The following is a 17078-nucleotide window of genomic DNA, read 5'->3' as shown; positions in this document are numbered from 1 at the left end:
AGGCCGGAACGCGCTCACTCCATTTCCCGGAGTTTTGCGATGTCGGCAGGTGTGAGCGCGGAAGGCGTGCTTCCGAAACGGGCGGTCACATAGTTGGCCACAGCGGCGACTTCGGTGTCGGAATAAGCCCGTCCAAAGCCCGGCATGGTGGGATGGCCGGCCCATGGCTCGCCTGCCCCCGAGCCGTTGAGCACCATCAGAGCCACGTTCACCCCGCTTGGGTCGTTGACCGCGCGCACCCCCGTCAGCTGAGCCTCTTCGCGCACCGCGCCGGCGCCGGTCCAGGCGTGGCAGCTGGCGCAATTACCCTCGAACATGCGCTTGCCGATCGGGTTGTCGAGACCGGCCACCTGCGGCGTCGCGGGCGCGGCACCGGCGAGCCCGGGCAGGTTGCTGGCAACCGGCGGCACACTCTTCAGATAGGTGACGATGGCGCCGGTGTCGGAGGGTGTCAGATGCGCCAGACTCAGTTCCACGACTTCGCCCATGGGGCCTGAGGCCACGCCCCGGCCATGGGCATATCCTGTCGAAAGGTAAGCTGTGAGCTGCTCCGCCGACCAGTCGCCGACGCCGCTCACCTTGTCAGTGGAGATATTATACGCGTTCCAGCCCTCGGCGACGCCACCGCCGAACTTGCGACGCTGGTCGAGCGCCTGCAGGAGGTTGCGCGGGGTATGGCACTCGCCGCAATGCCCGGCGGCCTCGACCAGATAGGCGCCACGGTTCCATTCCGGCGATTGCTCGGGAACCGGCCGGAAACGCTCATCAGGGTTGAACAGAGTCGCCCAGATCGCCATCAGCCAGCGCTGGTTGAACGGGAAGGCGAAGGTGTTTGGCTTGTTGGCCTGCCGCACCGGCTTCAGCGCGAAGAGATACGCCTTGATGGCGAGCGCGTCCTGGTCAGTCAGCAGCGTGTAGGACGCATAGGGAAAGGCCGGGTAGTAGCGCGACCCGTCAGGCGCGATACCGCGATGCACGGCGTTCAGGAACTGGGCATCCGTCCATTTGCCGATACCGGTTTCCTCGTCCGGGGTGATGTTGGGCGTATAGATGGTGCCGAAGGGCAGCACGAAAGGCCTTCCACCGGCGAAGGGCTGGCCGCCCCTGGCGGTGTGGCACGCCTCGCAGTCCGCCATGCGGGTGATGTAAGCGTCCTTTGTCGCCGCATCCGCGCTGGCAAGCTCCACCGGCACGCCGGTGGGCGAGGCGTTTGTATAGTCGGCGAGCACCACCGGCGTGCCATCGGCGAAACCGTAAGGCCCCGGCTGGAATACCATCCAGCCGATGACGCCAAGCGCAGCCACGCCAGCGGCCACGAAAACCGCGAAGATGGAGAGGACGATCTTCCTGATCCGCATTATCAGACCGCCTTTGCAATCAGCGCGGCGTCGACCGGCATGCGGGTGAGCTGCACCCCGGTCGCGGCGAAGATCGCATTCGCCACGGCGGGCTGTACGATCACCGTTCCCGGTTCTCCGATACCGCCAGGGTTCTCGGTACTCGCCAGCAGGTCGACTTCGATCGCCGGCATCTCGTCGATGCGGATCAGCCGGTAGTCATGGAAGTTGCTCTGCTCCACGCGCCCGCCCGCGATCGTCACCTTGTTGTGGAGCACCGTGGTGATGCCGAAGGTCACCCCACCCTGGATCTGCGCGAGAACGGTGTCGGGATTGATGACCCGGCCGACATCGGCGGCGACGACAACCCGGGTCACGCGCACATCACCCGCATCATTCACAGCGACGTCGGCGACGCAGCCGAGGTAGCTGCCGAAGGCATGCATCAGCGCGACGCCGCGACCAACCCGGCCGCCGAAAGCCGAGGCCGGCGCGGGCGTGCCCCAGCCGGCCTTTGCGACAACGGCGTTCAGCGCGGCGAGCGCGCGCGGGTTCGCTTCCAGCAGGTTCCGCCGAAAGGCGACCGGATCGACATCGGTCTTGCGAGCGATCAGGTCAAGGAAGCACTCGATGGAGAAGATGCTGCTGTTGGGGCCGACGCCGCGCCAGAAGGCAACCGGCACCGGGCTCTCATGGCGGACGTAATCCACCAGAATGTCGCCAAAAGCGTAGGGAGGGTGCACCGCGCCATCCACCGCATCGCCGTCGATCCCGTCCTTGAAGGCCGGTGGCAGCCAGCGGGCGAGGATTGATGCGCCCGTGACACGATGATGCCAGGCGGTAATACGCCCGTTCTCCAGCAGGGCCTTGAGCCGGTCGTGATAGAGCGGGCGGAACGGGTCCTGCCTTATGTCCTCCTCACGTGACCAGATCACCTTCACCGGCCCATCCACCTTCTGCGCGATCCGGGTGGCGGTGATGACGTAATCGGCCTCTAGACGTCGACCAAAGCCGCCGCCGATCAGATGGTTGTTTATGGTCACCTTCGCAGGTTCGATGCCAAGCACCTTCGCCGCGCCATCCTGCGCCTTGCCGGGAACCTGCGTTCCCACCCACACGTCGCAGACCCCGTCATGCACATGGACCGTGCAGTTCATCGGCTCCATCGGGGTATGGGCCAGGAAAGGCAACTCGTAGGTCGCCTCGAACAGCGTCCCCTCGCCGAGCTTTGCAAGCGCGTCGCCTTCCTTCTGCGCGGGCACGCCGGGGCCCTCCGACGCTTTTTCGATGCCGGCCCAAAGCTGCGCTTGGTCGAGCCTGGCGTTCGGACCGGGGGTCCATTCGATCTGAAGTGCCCGCAGCCCCTGCAGTGCGGCCCAGCTGTTGCTGGCGATCACGGCCACCATGTCGTCCAGGACGACCACCTGCCGCACTCCGGGCACCGCGAGGGCCGGCGCCTCCTCGACATGGGCAACCGTTCCACCGATCACGGGCGGCGCCATCAGGGAGGCGTAGCTCATGCCCGGCCGGATCACATCGATGCCGTACACCGTCGCGCCGGTCGCCTTGGCGGGCGTGTCGATGCGGGGCTGCGAGGTGCCGATGAGCTGGAACTTGTCGGGTGACTTGAGCGCGACATCCGCCGGCGGCGGCATGGCGGCGGCACGATCGGCCACCGCTCCATAGCTCAGCGTGCGTCCGCTGCCGGCATGAGAGATCACGCCCTTGTCGGTGGTGAGCTCGCTCGCATCGACGTTCCATTCGGCGGCCGCGGCGGCAACCAGCATGGCGCGCGCGGTGGCCCCGGCCTTCCGCAGCGGTTCGGTCCACGCCATGGTGGTGGTAGAGCCGCCAGTGGCCTGGATGACGAAGATTGGATTTCCGTAGTCCGCCTGGTCAGCTGGAGCATGGACGGCGACAACCTGGTCGAGGCCGATGTCCAGTTCCTCGGCGAGGCACATGGCCTGCGAAGTGTACACGCCCTGGCCCATCTCGACTGCAGGCATGACAAGCCGAACCGGGCCTTCCGTCGGCACATGCACGAAGGCATTAAGCGACGCGCCGACCGGAGCGGGCTCGTCGGCCCGGGCGCGCCGCACGGGGAGGCCAATTCCGATGATGAGCCCACCAACGAGCGCCGCGCCTGCGCGCAGCAGCGAACGCCGCGAGAGTTCGGGACCGTTCATGTGGGGGACTTCAGGACCGCGCAGCATGCTTGATCCCCTCGCGGATACGCACATAAGTTCCGCAGCGGCAGAGATTGCCGGCCATGGCCGCGTCAATGGCCGCGTCGTCTGGCGCCGGATTTGCCGCAAGCAGGGCCGCCGCCGACATGATCTGACCCGGCTGGCAGTAGCCGCACTGAATGACCTCAAGGTCAAGCCAGGCCCGCTGGACTTTCGCCCCTTCCGGCGTCACGCCGACGCCTTCGATGGTGGTGACTGCCTGCGTGCCGACATCGCCGACGGCCAACTGGCAGGAGCGCACCGCGACCCCATCCAAATGCACCGTGCAGGCCCCGCACTGGGCGATCCCGCATCCGAATTTCGTACCCGTCATGCCAAGCACGTCGCGCAATACCCAAAGCAAGGGCATGTCGCCTGGAACATCCACGCTATGAGCGACGCCGTTGATGATGAGATTGGTCATTCAACCTCCTAAACAAAGCTGTGCGGCGCCGCTTAGGGCACCACCATCCCCAGGCTTTGATGGCACAGCCGCAGTATCATGAAACATATCATGCAAGGCATCTGGAGCGTAGGAGCTGACGCTCGCAGCGCCAGCTCCTACGCGTTACATTATGTCTGTCATATTTGTACGGCAATGTCGTCTCGTGCAGATTCCACAATAAGCCGCTCTGGAACGGCCAAAACTTTCGAAATCCCACGATGCTGTCGTGACCGGCCGGCGGACATGCCCTCAGCTGCCAACTGCGCGATCGTCGGCTCACCGAGTGTCGTCTCGGGCGCTACTTCCGCGTGGCATCGCGGCTTGACGGAGGGACGGCAGGCCAGGACGAACTGAGAGCACGATCGCACTCGATCCGAGAGAGAAAACGGCGCTCTCAGCTTTCATATGTCGAGCACGAGCCAGCTTGCTCGCAGGCTTCGGGCACTCTTTGATCCCTGCGACGTTCTCCTTCGAAAGCTGCGCATGTCGCAATCGACGGAATTGCGCCCCATACCGCCCAGGCATTGTTGGAGCGGACAGCCCTACTCCCGTACAGGCTTCTGGCAACGTGCGGTCTCGCCCGACCGGGTCGGCAGGACATTCAAGTCGGAAGAGATATAGGCCGGCGCCTCGGTCGACTATTATCCAACCAATACGACAAATGGTCAGGCCCGCGAAGCGAAAGAAGCTCCGCACGCCCCGTGAGTTCGGAACGCTGAACATAGCGCAATGCGGCCTTCGCGACGAACCGCTTCGAGGTCATATTCCACGCGCTATCGTAACGGCATAACGACCGATCCGAGCGATGGCATATGTCGGAAGCGGCAGGTGGCACGGCAGTGTCACCATCGAGCACGGCTCCCGACGAGCATCGGGAGAGAGTTGCGACTTCTGGCTAAGAAGGGTCACGGAAAATTTGACTCCGTGACAAACCAATATATAACCAAAAAATGATAGGTTCGACTATGGTCTGAGCCATTCAAATGCCGCCCGAAGGCGGCCAAGCGGCGCGCAGATCGCCGCTGATTGGGAGGACATAATGGACATCAATCTGAACCGCCGCGACTTCCTGCTCACCGTCGCCGCAGCAACGCTGGGAATCGCGGCTGCACCCGCGATCCTGTCACCTGCCGCCTATGCAGCTGGCGACTTTCCGGACAAGCCGATGCAGGTGCTGATCCCGACAGGGGAAGGCGGCGGCGTCGATCAGGCCGCCCGCGCCTTCGACCGCATTTGGTCGAAGTATCTTGGCGCGAACTTCGAATATTCCTACTTCCCCGGCGCCTCGGGGCAGGTCGGTTACGAGGTTTTCATCTCGAAGCGCGAGCCAAATGCGTACAATATCCTCTTCGGAAATATTGGCCCGGAAATGATAATGTACGCGACCCAGAAGGTTAACTACAAATATCCGGAAGATTTTGTCTATATCGGCAGCATGGATGTGGACGACTCCGTCATCTGGGTTTCCGCAGACAGCAAATTCAAAACCATCCAGGACCTCGTCGAGGAAGGAAAGAAGCGGCAGATCACGCTGTCGACCAGCCGACTGCCGCATCCGTCCACCATTGGTGTGCTTGCGCTTGCTGAAGCGACCGGCATGAAGGTGCGGATGATCCCCTATGGCGGTGGCGGCCCCGCCCGCTCTGCGGCGATCACTGGCGAGGTGGACGGCTGCGCCACATTCCTGTCGACCTCGCTCGGGCTGGGCGATCAGGTGCGCTTCCTCACCGTGTTCAACAACAAGAACATCGCGCCCTCCCTCACCAATAATGCGCCGCCCGTGAACCAGGTGTTCGGCACCAAGATCCCGCCCATGTCCGGCCAGCGGGCGATCGCCATTCACAGCAAGGCCGCCAAGGCCCATCCAGATCGGGTCAAGAAGCTGACCGAGACGATGAAGCAGGTCTTCTCCGACCCCGATTACAAGGAAGTCGCCGAGAAGGCCGGCACGCCGTGGGAGTTCATCCAGTACGGCGATGCGGCGGCGTGCGACGAGTCGGCGAGAGAGTATATCGCGCTGGCAGACCGCTACCGTTCACTCCTGACCGCCACGAAGTGAGTTCTCCGGGGCGCGCGTGAGGCAGCGCGCCCCGCGTCCTTTGGCCGACTGCGCAGGATTCTGCCATGAATAACGACCGCGATGGCAAGGTCGCCACCGGAGCCGACTGGATCATTCCAATCCTCGGCGCCGGTTTCGCGACCTATTACCTTATCTCCATTAAGGATCTGGCGTGGGAGGCCAAGGTAAGCGGCGTCTTCTGTGCCGTCGTCCTGTTCCTGCTTATCGCCATCTTCGCCTTGCGCACGGCGATAGGGGTGGCGCGCGGCACCCACTACCTCGAATGGCGCAGCCTCTACGAGAGCCATAAGCTGGCCATCGTCCGGGGAGCGTTGTTCGCGCTTACGGTCGCGAATGTGGCCCTCATCCCCTGGGCCGGGTTCACGCTGAGCACGTTCGGTTTCCTGTTTACGTGTTTCCTCTGGCTGGAACGGATGAGCGCACGCCGGGCGGCGATCGTCGCAGGCTCGCTCGCCCTGTTCGGTTATGTTCTCTTCGTCCTGATCTTGAGGACCGCCTTGCCCCCTGGTCCGTTCGAGCGCCTCGTCAGCGCGCTCACGGGCTTCTGATCGGCAAGACGTGGAGTTTCACCCATGCACCTCAGCCTGAGCATTCTCGCCGACCAGTTCCTGCTGAACTTCAGCTATCTGTGGCTGATCATCATCGCGACCACGATCGGCATCATTATCGGAGCCATGCCGGGTTTCGGTGCAGCCAACACCATCATTCTGCTTCTCCCCTTCACCCTCGCGGTCCCTGTCGATGTCGCGCTGATCTTCATGGTCTCGCTTTTTGTCGCGTCGCACATGGGCGGGGGGATCACGTCGATCCTGCTGAACATTCCAGGGAACGGCGGCGCGGCGGCGACCTGCCTCGATGGCTATCCAATGGCCCGCAAGGGCATGGGCCAGCAGGCACTCGTGCTGTCCTTCGTCTCATCCACCGTCGGCGGCATGGTGACGGCGTGCCTGTCGATCTTCCTGCTGCCCTATATCTCGCGGCTCGCCTACTACATGCACAGCGTCGAGATGGTGGTGATCCTGCTGTTCGGCATCACGCTCATCGCCTCCGTTGCGTCCGACAACATGCTCAAAGGGCTCATCGCCGGGTTCCTCGGCCTGCTGATCGGCGCGATCGGCGCGGACCACATCTACTCCACCCCGCGCGCCACTTTCGGGTTCATCGAGCTGTATGACGGCGTGCCGCTGATCGCGGTACTGATTGGCGTCTTCGCCATCTCCGAAGCGCTGACCATGATGGAGAGCGCCTCCGTACTCAGCGACAAGGGACGCGAGCTGATGAAGCAGGCGGGCTGGGCGGAAACCTGGGAAGGTGTCCAGATGGCCTTCGCCCGAACCTGGCACATGATCTGGACCAGCCTTGTGGGGCTGGTGATCGGCATCATACCGGGCGCGGGAGCATCCATCGCGGCCTTCGTGGCCTATCAGCAGTCGCGTCTGTTCTCGAAGACGCCGGAAAAATACGGCACCGGCATTCCCGAGGGCGTGATCGCACCTGAGGCGGCTAACAACGGCTGCTCCTCCGGCGACCTGATTCCGCTTCTCGTCATTGGTGTGCCCGGCGGCACGACCGCGGCGGTGATGCTGATCGTGTTGACCTATCATGGCGTGCAGTTGGGGCCGCGCCTGTTCATCCAAAATCCCGGCATGGGTTACGGCGTGTTCATCACCATGATGATCGCCTACGCGGTTATGCTGTTCACGACCTTGCCTCTGACGCGCTACGTGTCGCGCCTTGTTCTGATCCCGACCACTGTGCTCGCGCCAATCATCATCGCCTTCACCCTGGTCGGGGCTTTCGCGCCCCGCGGCTACATGTTCGACCTCTGGCTCACGCTGGGCTTTGGCGTGATCGGCTATCTGTGCCGACGTACCGGGTACAACGTCGTGGCGGTTCTGATCGGCGTGATCCTAGGACCGATGCTGGAAGCGAACGTCATGCGGGCGCTGCGCATCAGCGGAGATGATCCGCTCGTGTTCTTCTCCTCACCGGTCGGGAATGGCCTTTGGCTCGCCCTGGCGTTCTCGCTGATGATCCCCTCGATCGCGAAGTGGCGCCGCAATCGCGCAGCGCTTGCGGCGAGCTGAGATGACAGCCATGCCCCCCTCCCCTCCCCTTGGCGCTCTCCACAGCAGCAACATCACTCCCCTTTCCCGGCTGGACATTCCCGGCGGGGGGCAGGTGACGGTGCAGGGCGGCTACGCCTTCATCGGCCATATGTCACCGCCGCTCGGCACCAGCATCTACGACGTGCGCGACCCGCGAGCACCGCGTCTTGTCGCGTCCATAGCGCCTCCCGACGCCTATTCGCATACCCACAAGGTCCGGGTAGCCGGCGACTTGATGATTACCAACGTCGAGCGCCACAAACGCCATTTCTATCGCAAGGGTGAGCGCATTACGCAGGTGACTGAGGAACTGGCTGCCCGCCTGAGCCGTTCACCCTATGAAAGCGAGATTGCCTCAGCGCTTGGCGTGAGCCCATACGAAATTGCCGATCTGCGCGCCGGGCTCGCGCGCGGTTATAGCGACGGCGGGTTCCGAGTGTGGAGCATTGAAGACCCGGCCCATCCGCGCGAACTGGCTTATGTCCACACTGGCGGCATTGGCGTGCATCGCTTCGACATGGATGAGCGCTACGCCTATATCTCCACCGAAATGGAGGGCTATGTCGGCAACATTCTCGTCATCTACGATCTTGCCGACCCGACCAGGCCCAGGGGAGTTTCCCGCTGGCACATGCCCGGCCAGCACATAGCGGCCGGCGAAACCCCAAATTGGCCCGGCCACCGTCACCGCCTGCATCATGCGCTACGGGTGGGCGATGTTCTCTGGGCGGGCTGCTGGTATGCGGGCGCCTACACGATAGACGTGTCCGACATCACGTGCCCCCGCACGCTGGGCACCTTCAACTACCATCCGCCGATCCCTGAGCCGACGCACACCTTCTTCCGTCTGGCGCAGCCGATCGGCGGGCGCGAGATCGCGCTCATCATCGACGAGGAGCACGAGCACACGCCGGGCCAGCCCCACGCCTTTCTTTGGGTCATGGACGCCGCGGACCCGGCAAATGTGCAGCCGATCTCGACCTTCCATCTGAGCGAAATGGAATCGCCCTATGCGCGGACCGGCGGGCGTTTCGGGGCGCACCAGTTCCAGGAGCGCCAGATCGGCAGCCTTGTCTTCGCAACCTGGTTCGCCGGGGGCGTCAGGGTAGTCGACCTCGATGATCCCACGGCCCCGCGCGAGGTCGGGCACTTCATCCCCAAGCCGGCCCCCGGCCACGCCGCGCCGCAGAGCAACGATGTCGATGTCGACGAACGAGGCATCGTCTATGTGCTCGACCGCGACAATGGCCTGGATATCTTCGCCTTCGAAAACTGAGGGGAGGCCAACATGTGTAGCGATTGCTTTGGCGACGAAGATCTCTTGGTCGGGGCAGCGGGCGCGACGTTTCCTCCCGAGCAGCTTGCGGCGGCGGCGCGACGGATCGAGACTGATATGTGCGGCGAACTCGTGCCTTCCCAGGCATGGAGAATCTATTTCGGCGCCGCGAGCGGCGCCGTCGGTTGGCGCGAGATGGAGCGCATGGCGCGTTGCGTGGAGGCCGCACGGGTGTTGCTCTCCCTCGAAGGGCATACCTCGCAGTGAGAGCCCTATTGACGATCGGGAGCCGTCCGACATCGGACTGACGCGCCTACTGCCTGAGACTTTGTCGCAGGACAGACCCGCTATTGGGTCCAAGTGCGTCATTCGGAACCGTGTACTGGCCGTGCTGCCGAATTCCGGCTTTGCCCGGACAGTGACCTCATAGATTTGCTGACAGGCTGTGTGCGGGATTCTACCTCTCCGGACATGGGAGAGAGTGCTGCGGAGCCACTGAAGCGGCTTCCGACATCCGCTTGAGCTGCAGGCACATTGTCAGCCACGCACAACGCGCCTGGCAGGCCATTGGCAACAATAGTGGGGACGCCATGCCTTACGACGCCAATGCAAACGGTGGCTCGCGCGCGCTCTGAAAGCCTGATCAATAAATATACCGGCATTGTCAGCACTTATGTCGGTGACACGAATCTGACTACTGCCACCGGTACGCTCTTACGCTCCCTCATTGCACCGGAAATTCAGAAGGGCAAGTAGAGGGCGTTCCGGGAAGAAGTCGGCATCGAACGGCGCAATGAATGGGCCTTGCTCACCATTGCATGAGAGCCGCACCCATGCTGAACACCCGTCGCCGCCGCGGGTTCGCGATGGTCGCACTTCTGCTGATCGTGACCGCCGCCGCGGGTTACCGCTTTTGGGGTACAGAGAGCCACGCGCCTGTACTGAAACCGGCCGCTGCAAGGGTCCCCGTGGCGGTAGCGCGCGTCGAGCGGCGCGATGTGCCCGTCTATCTGACCGGCATCGGCACAGTGCAGCCCTTCAACACCGTGACAGTACGCTCGCGCGTCGACGGCCAATTGCAGCAAGTGTTGTTTAAGGAAGGCCAGGATCTAAGGCAAGGCGAGCTGCTCGCGGTGATCGACCCGCGCGCTATTGAGGCCACTTTGGAACAAGCGAACGCACGCCTCGCCCAGGACGCCGCCTCGCTCGCGAATGCTCAACTGATACTCAAGCGTGATTCCAAACTCAGCGAAAGCGACTTCGCAAGCCAGCAGACAGTGGACACCCAGCGCAGCGTGGTAGCCCAGCTTCAGGCGCAGATCTCGCAGGACAAGGCGCTGATCAGCGCCGCGCAAACACAGCTCTCCTACACGCGCATCACCGCGCCGATCGATGGACGGGCGGGTTTGCGGCTGGTGGATGAAGGCAACATCATTCATGCGACCGACGCCGGCGGCCTGGTGGTGATCAACCAGTTGCACCCGATCGCCGTGATTTCGACCGTGCCTCAGGCCGATGTGCCGGCCATCCGCGCCGCGCTCGCAAATGGCCCCACGGAAGCGCAGGCCGTCTCACGCGAAGACGAACAGGTGCTCGCTACCGGCACCGTCGAGTTGATGGACAACAGGATCGATCCCTCGAGCGGCACGCTGCAGCTGAAATCGATATTCGCCAATCCCGACGATGCGCTCTGGCCAGGTCAGTTCGTCGATGTGAAGTTGAGGGTGAAGACCCTGGCCGGCGCCGCGACGGTGCCGGCCGATGCCGTGCAGCGCGGACCATCCGGAGAATTTGTCTTCGTCGTCAATGCGGATCGCGCGGTGATGATGGCACCGGTGACGACCGGGCCCATTGCCGACGGTATCGCCGTGATCACGAGCGGCCTGGATGAAGGTCAGACCGTGGTCGTGCGGGGCCAATACCGCCTCGCCCCCGGCATCAGGGTGGAGCCCACCGCCTTCAAGCCCGACCTGACGGGAGGCTGACCGCCATGTCGCTGTCCTCCTGGTTCATTCGCCATCCGATCGGCACATCGCTGCTAATGGCGGGATTGCTGACACTCGGCGCCGTGTCGTTTTTTCGCCTCCCGGTGGCGCCGCTGCCGGAAGTCGATTTTCCGACCTTGCAGGTCTCGACCCAACTGCCGGGCGCCAGTCCAGAGATCATTGCCTCGTCGGTTACTCAGCCACTGGAGCGCCAATTCGGTGAGATTCCCGGCGTGTCGCAGATGACTTCGATCTCGACGCTGGGCAACTCGTCGATCACCCTGCAATTCAATCTCGACGTCGACATTAACGGCGCCGCGCAGGACGTGCAGACGGCGATAAATGCCGCTGGCGGCCAATTGCCGACCAACCTGCCAGCACCCCCGACCTATCGGAAAATCAACCCGGCCGATCCCCCGATCCTCGTGCTGGCGCTTACCTCGCGCAGCCTGCCAATCACCACGGTCGACGATTATGCCGAGAATGTGCTGCAGCAGCACATCAGCCAGATTGACGGGGTTGGCCAGGTGCTGGTGCTCGGCCAGCAGAAGCCTTCCATCCACATTCAGGTCGATCCCACCAAGGTGGCCAATCTCGGCTTGTCGCTGGAGGACGTGCGGCAGGCCATCATCACCAACACGGTGAACGACTCGAAGGGAACCGTGCAGGGCAAGCGTCGCACGTACACGCTCTTCGACAACGACCAGCTCGACTCGGCGACGCCTTGGCGCGATGCGATCCTCGCCTGGCGCGATGGTGCACCGGTAAGGGTCCGTGACATCGGCACGGCAGTGGACGCGCCGGAGAACGCCCAGCTGGCCGCCTGGGCCAATGGCGAGCAGGCAATCGTGCTCCCGGTATTCAAGCTACCAGGTGCCAATGTCATCGCCACGGTGGATGCCATCAAGGCGAAACTACCGATACTGACCGCCACGGCGCCGGGCGGGATCGAGGTGAAGATCATGAGCGATCGCACCACCACCATCCGCGCCTCGGTGCAAGACGTGGAGAAGACGCTGATTATCACCGTGCTGCTGGTGGTGGCGGTGATCTTCGTGTTTCTTCGCAGTTTGACGGCCACGCTGATCCCAAGCGTCGCGGTGCCCCTCGCGGTGATCGGCACCTTCAGCGCGATGTATGGCCTGGGCTTCAGCCTCGATAATCTCTCGCTGATGGCACTGAGTATCGCCGTCGGCTTCGTTGTCGACGACGCCATCGTGATGCTGGAGAATATTGAGCGGCATCTGGAGATGGGCAAGACGCCGCTTCAGGCGGCGCTCGACGGTTCGGCAGAGATAGGGTTCACCATCCTGTCGATCAGCTTGTCGCTGGTCGCAGTCTTTATACCGCTCCTGTTTATGGGCGGGCTGGTCGGCCGATTGTTCCGCGAATTCGCGATCACGGTGACGATCACCATCGCCATGTCCGCCTTTGTCTCCCTGGCGCTGACGCCCATGCTGTGCGCGCTGTTCCTGAAGCCCAGGAATGAGACCGCGCATGGCCGCCTCTTCCGCTGGTCGGAGGCTGGATTTGGAGCGTTGCTTGCAGGCTATCGCGTCAGCCTCGACATGGCTTTAAAGCATCACAGGATCACGCTTGTCGCCTTCTTCTCCGCGCTCTTGGCAACCGGGGGGCTGTTCTACGCCATCCCCAAGGGCTTCTTTCCCCTGCAGGATACCGGCTTGATCATCGGGACCTCGGAGGCGGCGCAGGACATTTCCTTCAAGGACATGGTCCGGCACCAGCTCGAACTCGGGAAAATCGTCTCGGCGGATCCGGATGTGGCCACGGTGAGCATGGCGGTCGGCGCGAGCGGCGGGCAGACCATGAACAATGGCCGGATGTTCATCACCTTGAAGCCGCGGGACGAACGGGCCGCTTCGGCTTTCGAGATCATCGATCGGCTGGAAGCGAGACTTGCAAAAGTGGAGGGTGCAGCGCTGTTTCTGCAAGCAGCGCAAGACCTGAATGTGGGGGCGCGCGCCTCACGCACCCAGTTCCAGTACACGTTGCAGGACGGCAATATCGACGAACTGAATGAATGGGCTCCCAAGCTGCTGGCTGCGCTGAAAACGCTGCCGGAACTCACCAGCCTCGCCAGCGACCAGCAGGCTGACGGGGCGACGCTGACGCTGACTATCGACCGAGATCAGGCGGCCCGGCTCGGAATCAGCCCGGCCGCTATCGACAACACGCTCTACGATGCTTTCGGCCAGCGGCAGGTGACGCAGTATTTCACCCAGCTGAATTCCTATCACGTCATCCTCGAAGTACTTCCGGAACTCCAGAGCTCGCCGCGGGCACTTGACGGGATCTACCTGACCTCGCCCCTCACCGGCACGAAAGTGCCGCTGTCCGTACTGGCAAAGTGGACCAGCGTGCCGACAAGCTTCCTGTCGATCAACCACCAGTCGCAGTTTCCCTCAGTCACGCTGTCCTTCAATCTCGCACCCGGCGTCGCACTGGGAGACGCAGTGGCGGCGATCCACAATGCTGAGGCCGCGATCGGCAAGCCGGCAACACTGATGGGCGCGTTCCAGGGCAATGCACAGGCGTTCCAGGCCTCGCTGGCAAGCGAGCCAGCCTTGGTCGCGGCGGCGTTGTTGGTGATCTACGTCATTCTCGGCGTGCTCTATGAGAGCTATGTCCACCCGCTGACCATCCTGTCGACGCTGCCCTCCGCCGGTCTTGGCGCACTCGCGATACTGTGGGCATTTGGCTTCGACTTTTCGATAATCGCACTTATCGGAGTGATCTTGCTGATCGGCATTGTGAAGAAGAACGGCATCATGATCGTCGACTTCGCCATCGAGCGTGAGCGTACCGAGGGTATGTCCGCGCATGATGCCATCCGAGAGGCGTGCCTGCTTCGGTTCCGGCCGATCCTGATGACGACCATGGCAGCGTTGCTCGCCGGCGTGCCACTGATGATCAGCCATGGGACCGGCTCGGAACTTCGCCAACCGCTGGGCTATGCCATCGTCGGCGGGCTCGCTGTCAGCCAGATACTCACCCTGTACACCACGCCGGTGATCTATCTCTATCTCGATGCCCTGCGCGCGCGGTTGAGCCTTTCGCTATCCGGCAGGCAGCAGCCATCGGTTTAACCAAACGACAGTGACGGAACGGAAGACGTTCAAGGCACTTCGTACCGATGCGATGACGGGACCAATCTGGCGGACCATCGCTCCGTTCGTCGGGTCCCGGCCCGGAAATGCGCAATACGACCGCGCTTGGTGGCGGGAGCACTGCGGCATCCGGCATCTGCCCAAGAGCTTCCTGAACCGCTTTTTCGATGTTCAGGGTAGGCCGCAGACCGCTACGGCCGCCCGACGGCGGGCCATCAACAGCACCAGCGCGAGACCGGACGCGGCCGCCATGGCACCGACGAGCGACACCACAGGATAGCCCAGCCCGCCGGCGATCACCGCCCCACCCAGTGCCGCGCCTATGGCATTGCCGAGATTGAAAGCGCCGATGTTCACCGCTGACGCGAGGTTCGGAGCACCCGAAGCGGCGGCCATGACCCGCATCTGCAGCGGCGGCACAAGGGCGAAGCTCGCCACACCCCACAGGAAGATAAGCACGGCCGTCGGCACCACAAACGGCATCGCCAGCGCGAAGGCAACCAGCAAGACGACGAGAGAGATCAGTGTGGCGATCAACGTGCGGTCCACAGAGCGGTCGGCAAACCGGCCACCCAGCCAGTTGCCAACGGTGAGACCAACGCCATAAGTCACGAGCATCGCGGTCACGAAGGCGATGGAGGCCTGGGTCTCCTGCTGCAGGATTGGCGCGATATAGGTGAACACCGTGAACATGGCAGTGGAGCTCAGTACAGTGAGGGCGAGTGCCAGCAGCACTGGACCACGCACGAGCACCTTCAATTCGGATATCATGTCTCCGCCGACGGCGGCCGCAACGTTGGGAAGCGTCAGGCGCAGCGACATCATGGCGACCAGGCCCAGCGCCGCCATGCCCCAGAAGGCGGCGCGCCACCCTATCAAGTCGCCCGCCCAGGTCGCGAGCGGCACGCCGACGACATTGGCGATGGTCAGCCCCATGAACATGGCGGCGACCGCCCCGGCGCGCCGGTTCTGCGGCACGAGGCTGGCGGCGACGATGGAGCCGACGCCGAAGAAGGCGCCATGGTTGAGCGAGGTGACCAGCCGCGCCACCAGAAGCATTTCGTAACTGGTCGAAATCGCCGCCAGCAGATTGCCGATGGTGAAGATCGCCATGAGGCTGATCAGCAGCGTTCGGCGCGGCACCCGGCCGGTGGTGAGCGTCATCAGCGGCGCCCCCAGCATGACGCCCATCGCATAGGCGCTGATGAGCAGGCCGGCGGTCGGAATCGAGACGCCGAGATCGTTGGCGATTACGGGCAGAAGGCCCATGGGAGCGAACTCGGTCACGCCGATGCCAAAAGCACCGGCGGCCAGAGCGAGAAGCGGCGGATTGATCTTCATGGTGAACGGCCTTGCGTTCAGACGAGCGAGGGATTGAGACGAGCAAACCCCTCCTGCTGGCGATAGGGCGTGTGGGGATAGGGCGGCAGGACTTCGCTGGCGGCATCCAGCGCCGCCATCTGCGCCGGCGTCAGTGACCAACCGACGGCGCCGAGGTTCTGGCGCAACTGTTCCTCGTTGCGGGCGCCTATGATGACGGAGGAGACCGTGGGGCGCTGCAGCAGCCAGTTGATGGCAATCTGCGGCACGCTCTTTCCAGTCTCGTCAGCGACAGCCTCCAGCGCTTCGACCACATGGTAGAGGTGTTCGTCTTCCACAGGCGGAGCGAAGACGGCCGTCTCATGCAGGCGGCTTCCCTCAGGGATTGGTGCGCCCCGGCGGATCTTGCCGGTCAGCCGACCCCAGCCGAGCGGGCTCCACACCAGCGCACCGACACCCTGGTCCGCTCCAAGAGGCATAAGGTCCGCTTCATAGGCGCGGCCGATCAGCGAGTAATAGACCTGATGGGCGACGTAGCGCGGTCGCCCGTAGCGGTCCGCCGCAGCCAGCGCCTTCATCAACTGCCAGCCGGGATAGTTGGAGACGCCGGTGTAGCGAACCTTACCGGCGGCCACGAGTATCTCCAGCGTAGCGAGCACCTCCTCGGCCGGCGTCGAGGCGTCGAAGGCGTGCAGTTGCAGCAAGTCGATGTAATCCGTGCCGAGCCGGCGCAGCGCCGCCTCGACCTGGCGGATCAGGCGGCTGCGCGACACGCCCCAGTCGGCCGGACCGTCGCCGGTCGGCAGGCCTGTCTTGGTCGAGATCAGCACAGCGTCGCGCCGTCCCCGGATGGCCTCGCCCAGCACCCGCTCCGAAGCGCCGTCGGAATAGACATCGGCGGTGTCGAACAGGTTGACGCCCGCGTCCAGGCAAATATCGACCAGACGGCGCGCTTCATTGGCGTCGCTCTGGCCCCAGGCGCTGAACAATGGCCCCGCGCCGCCGAACGTTCCCGCACCGAAACTGAGCACGGGAACCCGAAGCCCTGACGATCCCAACTGCCGATATTCCAAAGTCGCCTCCACAGGACAGATTATATTTCATTGCAAAGATGGACGCCTGCCTCGTCCATGATTAGACCTCTCGGAGGCCAATCATTTTTGAACTGAAAGCA

At 63.4% G+C, this 17078-nt stretch carries 12 protein-coding genes; 7 read left to right on the top strand and 5 right to left on the bottom strand.

What is annotated here, in order from left to right; genetic code table 11:
* Window positions 1–14 precede the first annotated feature (14 nt).
* Genes G3A50_RS13230 through G3A50_RS13220 form a run of 3 tightly spaced genes read right to left on the bottom strand, consistent with a single transcriptional unit; the run spans window position 15 to window position 3986 of the window.
* A complete protein-coding gene (locus G3A50_RS13230) occupies window positions 15–1358 on the bottom strand; it encodes a cytochrome c (RefSeq protein ID WP_163075711.1) in 1344 nt (447 codons plus the stop codon).
* Between the two features lie 2 nt (window positions 1359–1360).
* On the bottom strand, window positions 1361–3523 hold the full coding sequence (locus G3A50_RS13225) for a xanthine dehydrogenase family protein molybdopterin-binding subunit (protein ID WP_163075710.1): 2163 nt from the start codon (window positions 3521–3523) through the stop codon (window positions 1361–1363).
* A gap of 10 nt (window positions 3524–3533) precedes the next feature.
* Window positions 3534–3986 carry a (2Fe-2S)-binding protein gene (locus G3A50_RS13220; protein WP_163075709.1) on the bottom strand — a complete coding sequence of 151 codons (453 nt, stop codon included), beginning with the start codon at window positions 3984–3986 and terminating at the stop codon, window positions 3534–3536.
* A gap of 1060 nt (window positions 3987–5046) precedes the next feature.
* Between G3A50_RS13220 and G3A50_RS13215 the strand changes: the two genes are divergently transcribed.
* The 7 genes from G3A50_RS13215 to G3A50_RS13185 all read left to right on the top strand — a co-directional run bounded on the left by G3A50_RS13215 (window position 5047) and on the right by G3A50_RS13185 (window position 14563).
* Complete coding sequence (locus tag G3A50_RS13215; protein ID WP_163075708.1) at window positions 5047–6066, top strand: Bug family tripartite tricarboxylate transporter substrate binding protein; 1020 nt, start codon at window positions 5047–5049, stop codon at window positions 6064–6066.
* A 65-nt stretch (window positions 6067–6131) separates the two neighbouring features.
* Complete coding sequence (locus tag G3A50_RS13210) at window positions 6132–6635, top strand: tripartite tricarboxylate transporter TctB family protein (protein ID WP_163075707.1); 504 nt, start codon at window positions 6132–6134, stop codon at window positions 6633–6635.
* A gap of 24 nt (window positions 6636–6659) precedes the next feature.
* The gene (locus G3A50_RS13205) at window positions 6660–8174 is read left to right on the top strand and encodes a tripartite tricarboxylate transporter permease (protein WP_163075706.1); all 1515 of its coding nucleotides are present in this window, start codon (window positions 6660–6662) and stop codon (window positions 8172–8174) included.
* Window position 8175: 1 nt separating this feature from the next.
* Window positions 8176–9471 (top strand): LVIVD repeat-containing protein, encoded by a 1296-nt coding sequence (locus tag G3A50_RS13200; protein ID WP_246251670.1) that lies wholly within the window; start codon window positions 8176–8178, stop codon window positions 9469–9471.
* 12 nt (window positions 9472–9483) lie between these two features.
* Window positions 9484–9738, top strand: coding sequence for a hypothetical protein (locus G3A50_RS13195; RefSeq protein ID WP_163075705.1), 255 nt, complete (start codon window positions 9484–9486; stop codon window positions 9736–9738).
* A 566-nt stretch (window positions 9739–10304) separates the two neighbouring features.
* A complete protein-coding gene (locus G3A50_RS13190) occupies window positions 10305–11456 on the top strand; it encodes an efflux RND transporter periplasmic adaptor subunit (RefSeq protein WP_246251668.1) in 1152 nt (383 codons plus the stop codon).
* Between the two features lie 5 nt (window positions 11457–11461).
* A complete protein-coding gene (locus G3A50_RS13185) occupies window positions 11462–14563 on the top strand; it encodes an efflux RND transporter permease subunit (protein WP_163075704.1) in 3102 nt (1033 codons plus the stop codon).
* A gap of 192 nt (window positions 14564–14755) precedes the next feature.
* Here G3A50_RS13185 and G3A50_RS13180 read toward each other — a convergent pair whose 3' ends face one another.
* Both G3A50_RS13180 and G3A50_RS13175 read right to left on the bottom strand, forming a co-directional pair.
* The gene (locus tag G3A50_RS13180; RefSeq protein WP_163075703.1) at window positions 14756–15925 is read right to left on the bottom strand and encodes an MFS transporter; all 1170 of its coding nucleotides are present in this window, start codon (window positions 15923–15925) and stop codon (window positions 14756–14758) included.
* A gap of 17 nt (window positions 15926–15942) precedes the next feature.
* Window positions 15943–16977 (bottom strand): aldo/keto reductase, encoded by a 1035-nt coding sequence (locus G3A50_RS13175; RefSeq protein ID WP_163075702.1) that lies wholly within the window; start codon window positions 16975–16977, stop codon window positions 15943–15945.
* Between the last annotated feature and the right edge of the window lie 101 nt (window positions 16978–17078).

Origin of the sequence: Ancylobacter pratisalsi (assembly GCF_010669125.1) — a bacterium.
GTDB lineage: Bacteria > Pseudomonadota > Alphaproteobacteria > Rhizobiales > Xanthobacteraceae > Ancylobacter > Ancylobacter pratisalsi.
Note: the sequence above shows the minus strand (reverse complement) of the source record. Positions and strands in the feature narration are given on the sequence as shown.

What these genes read in the sequence shown, in the direction of transcription:
- G3A50_RS13230 (WP_163075711.1), bottom strand. Translation starts at nt 1,358, where the DNA reads ATGCGGATCAGGAAGATCGTCCTCTCCATCTTCGCGGTTTTCGTGGCC.
- G3A50_RS13225 (WP_163075710.1), bottom strand. Translation starts at nt 3,523, where the DNA reads ATGAACGGTCCCGAACTCTCGCGGCGTTCGCTGCTGCGCGCAGGCGCG.
- G3A50_RS13220 (WP_163075709.1), bottom strand. Translation starts at nt 3,986, where the DNA reads ATGACCAATCTCATCATCAACGGCGTCGCTCATAGCGTGGATGTTCCA.
- G3A50_RS13215 (WP_163075708.1), top strand. Translation starts at nt 5,047, where the DNA reads ATGGACATCAATCTGAACCGCCGCGACTTCCTGCTCACCGTCGCCGCA.
- G3A50_RS13210 (WP_163075707.1), top strand. Translation starts at nt 6,132, where the DNA reads ATGAATAACGACCGCGATGGCAAGGTCGCCACCGGAGCCGACTGGATC.
- G3A50_RS13205 (WP_163075706.1), top strand. Translation starts at nt 6,660, where the DNA reads ATGCACCTCAGCCTGAGCATTCTCGCCGACCAGTTCCTGCTGAACTTC.
- G3A50_RS13200 (WP_246251670.1), top strand. Translation starts at nt 8,176, where the DNA reads ATGACAGCCATGCCCCCCTCCCCTCCCCTTGGCGCTCTCCACAGCAGC.
- G3A50_RS13195 (WP_163075705.1), top strand. Translation starts at nt 9,484, where the DNA reads ATGTGTAGCGATTGCTTTGGCGACGAAGATCTCTTGGTCGGGGCAGCG.
- G3A50_RS13190 (WP_246251668.1), top strand. Translation starts at nt 10,305, where the DNA reads ATGCTGAACACCCGTCGCCGCCGCGGGTTCGCGATGGTCGCACTTCTG.
- G3A50_RS13185 (WP_163075704.1), top strand. Translation starts at nt 11,462, where the DNA reads ATGTCGCTGTCCTCCTGGTTCATTCGCCATCCGATCGGCACATCGCTG.
- G3A50_RS13180 (WP_163075703.1), bottom strand. Translation starts at nt 15,925, where the DNA reads ATGAAGATCAATCCGCCGCTTCTCGCTCTGGCCGCCGGTGCTTTTGGC.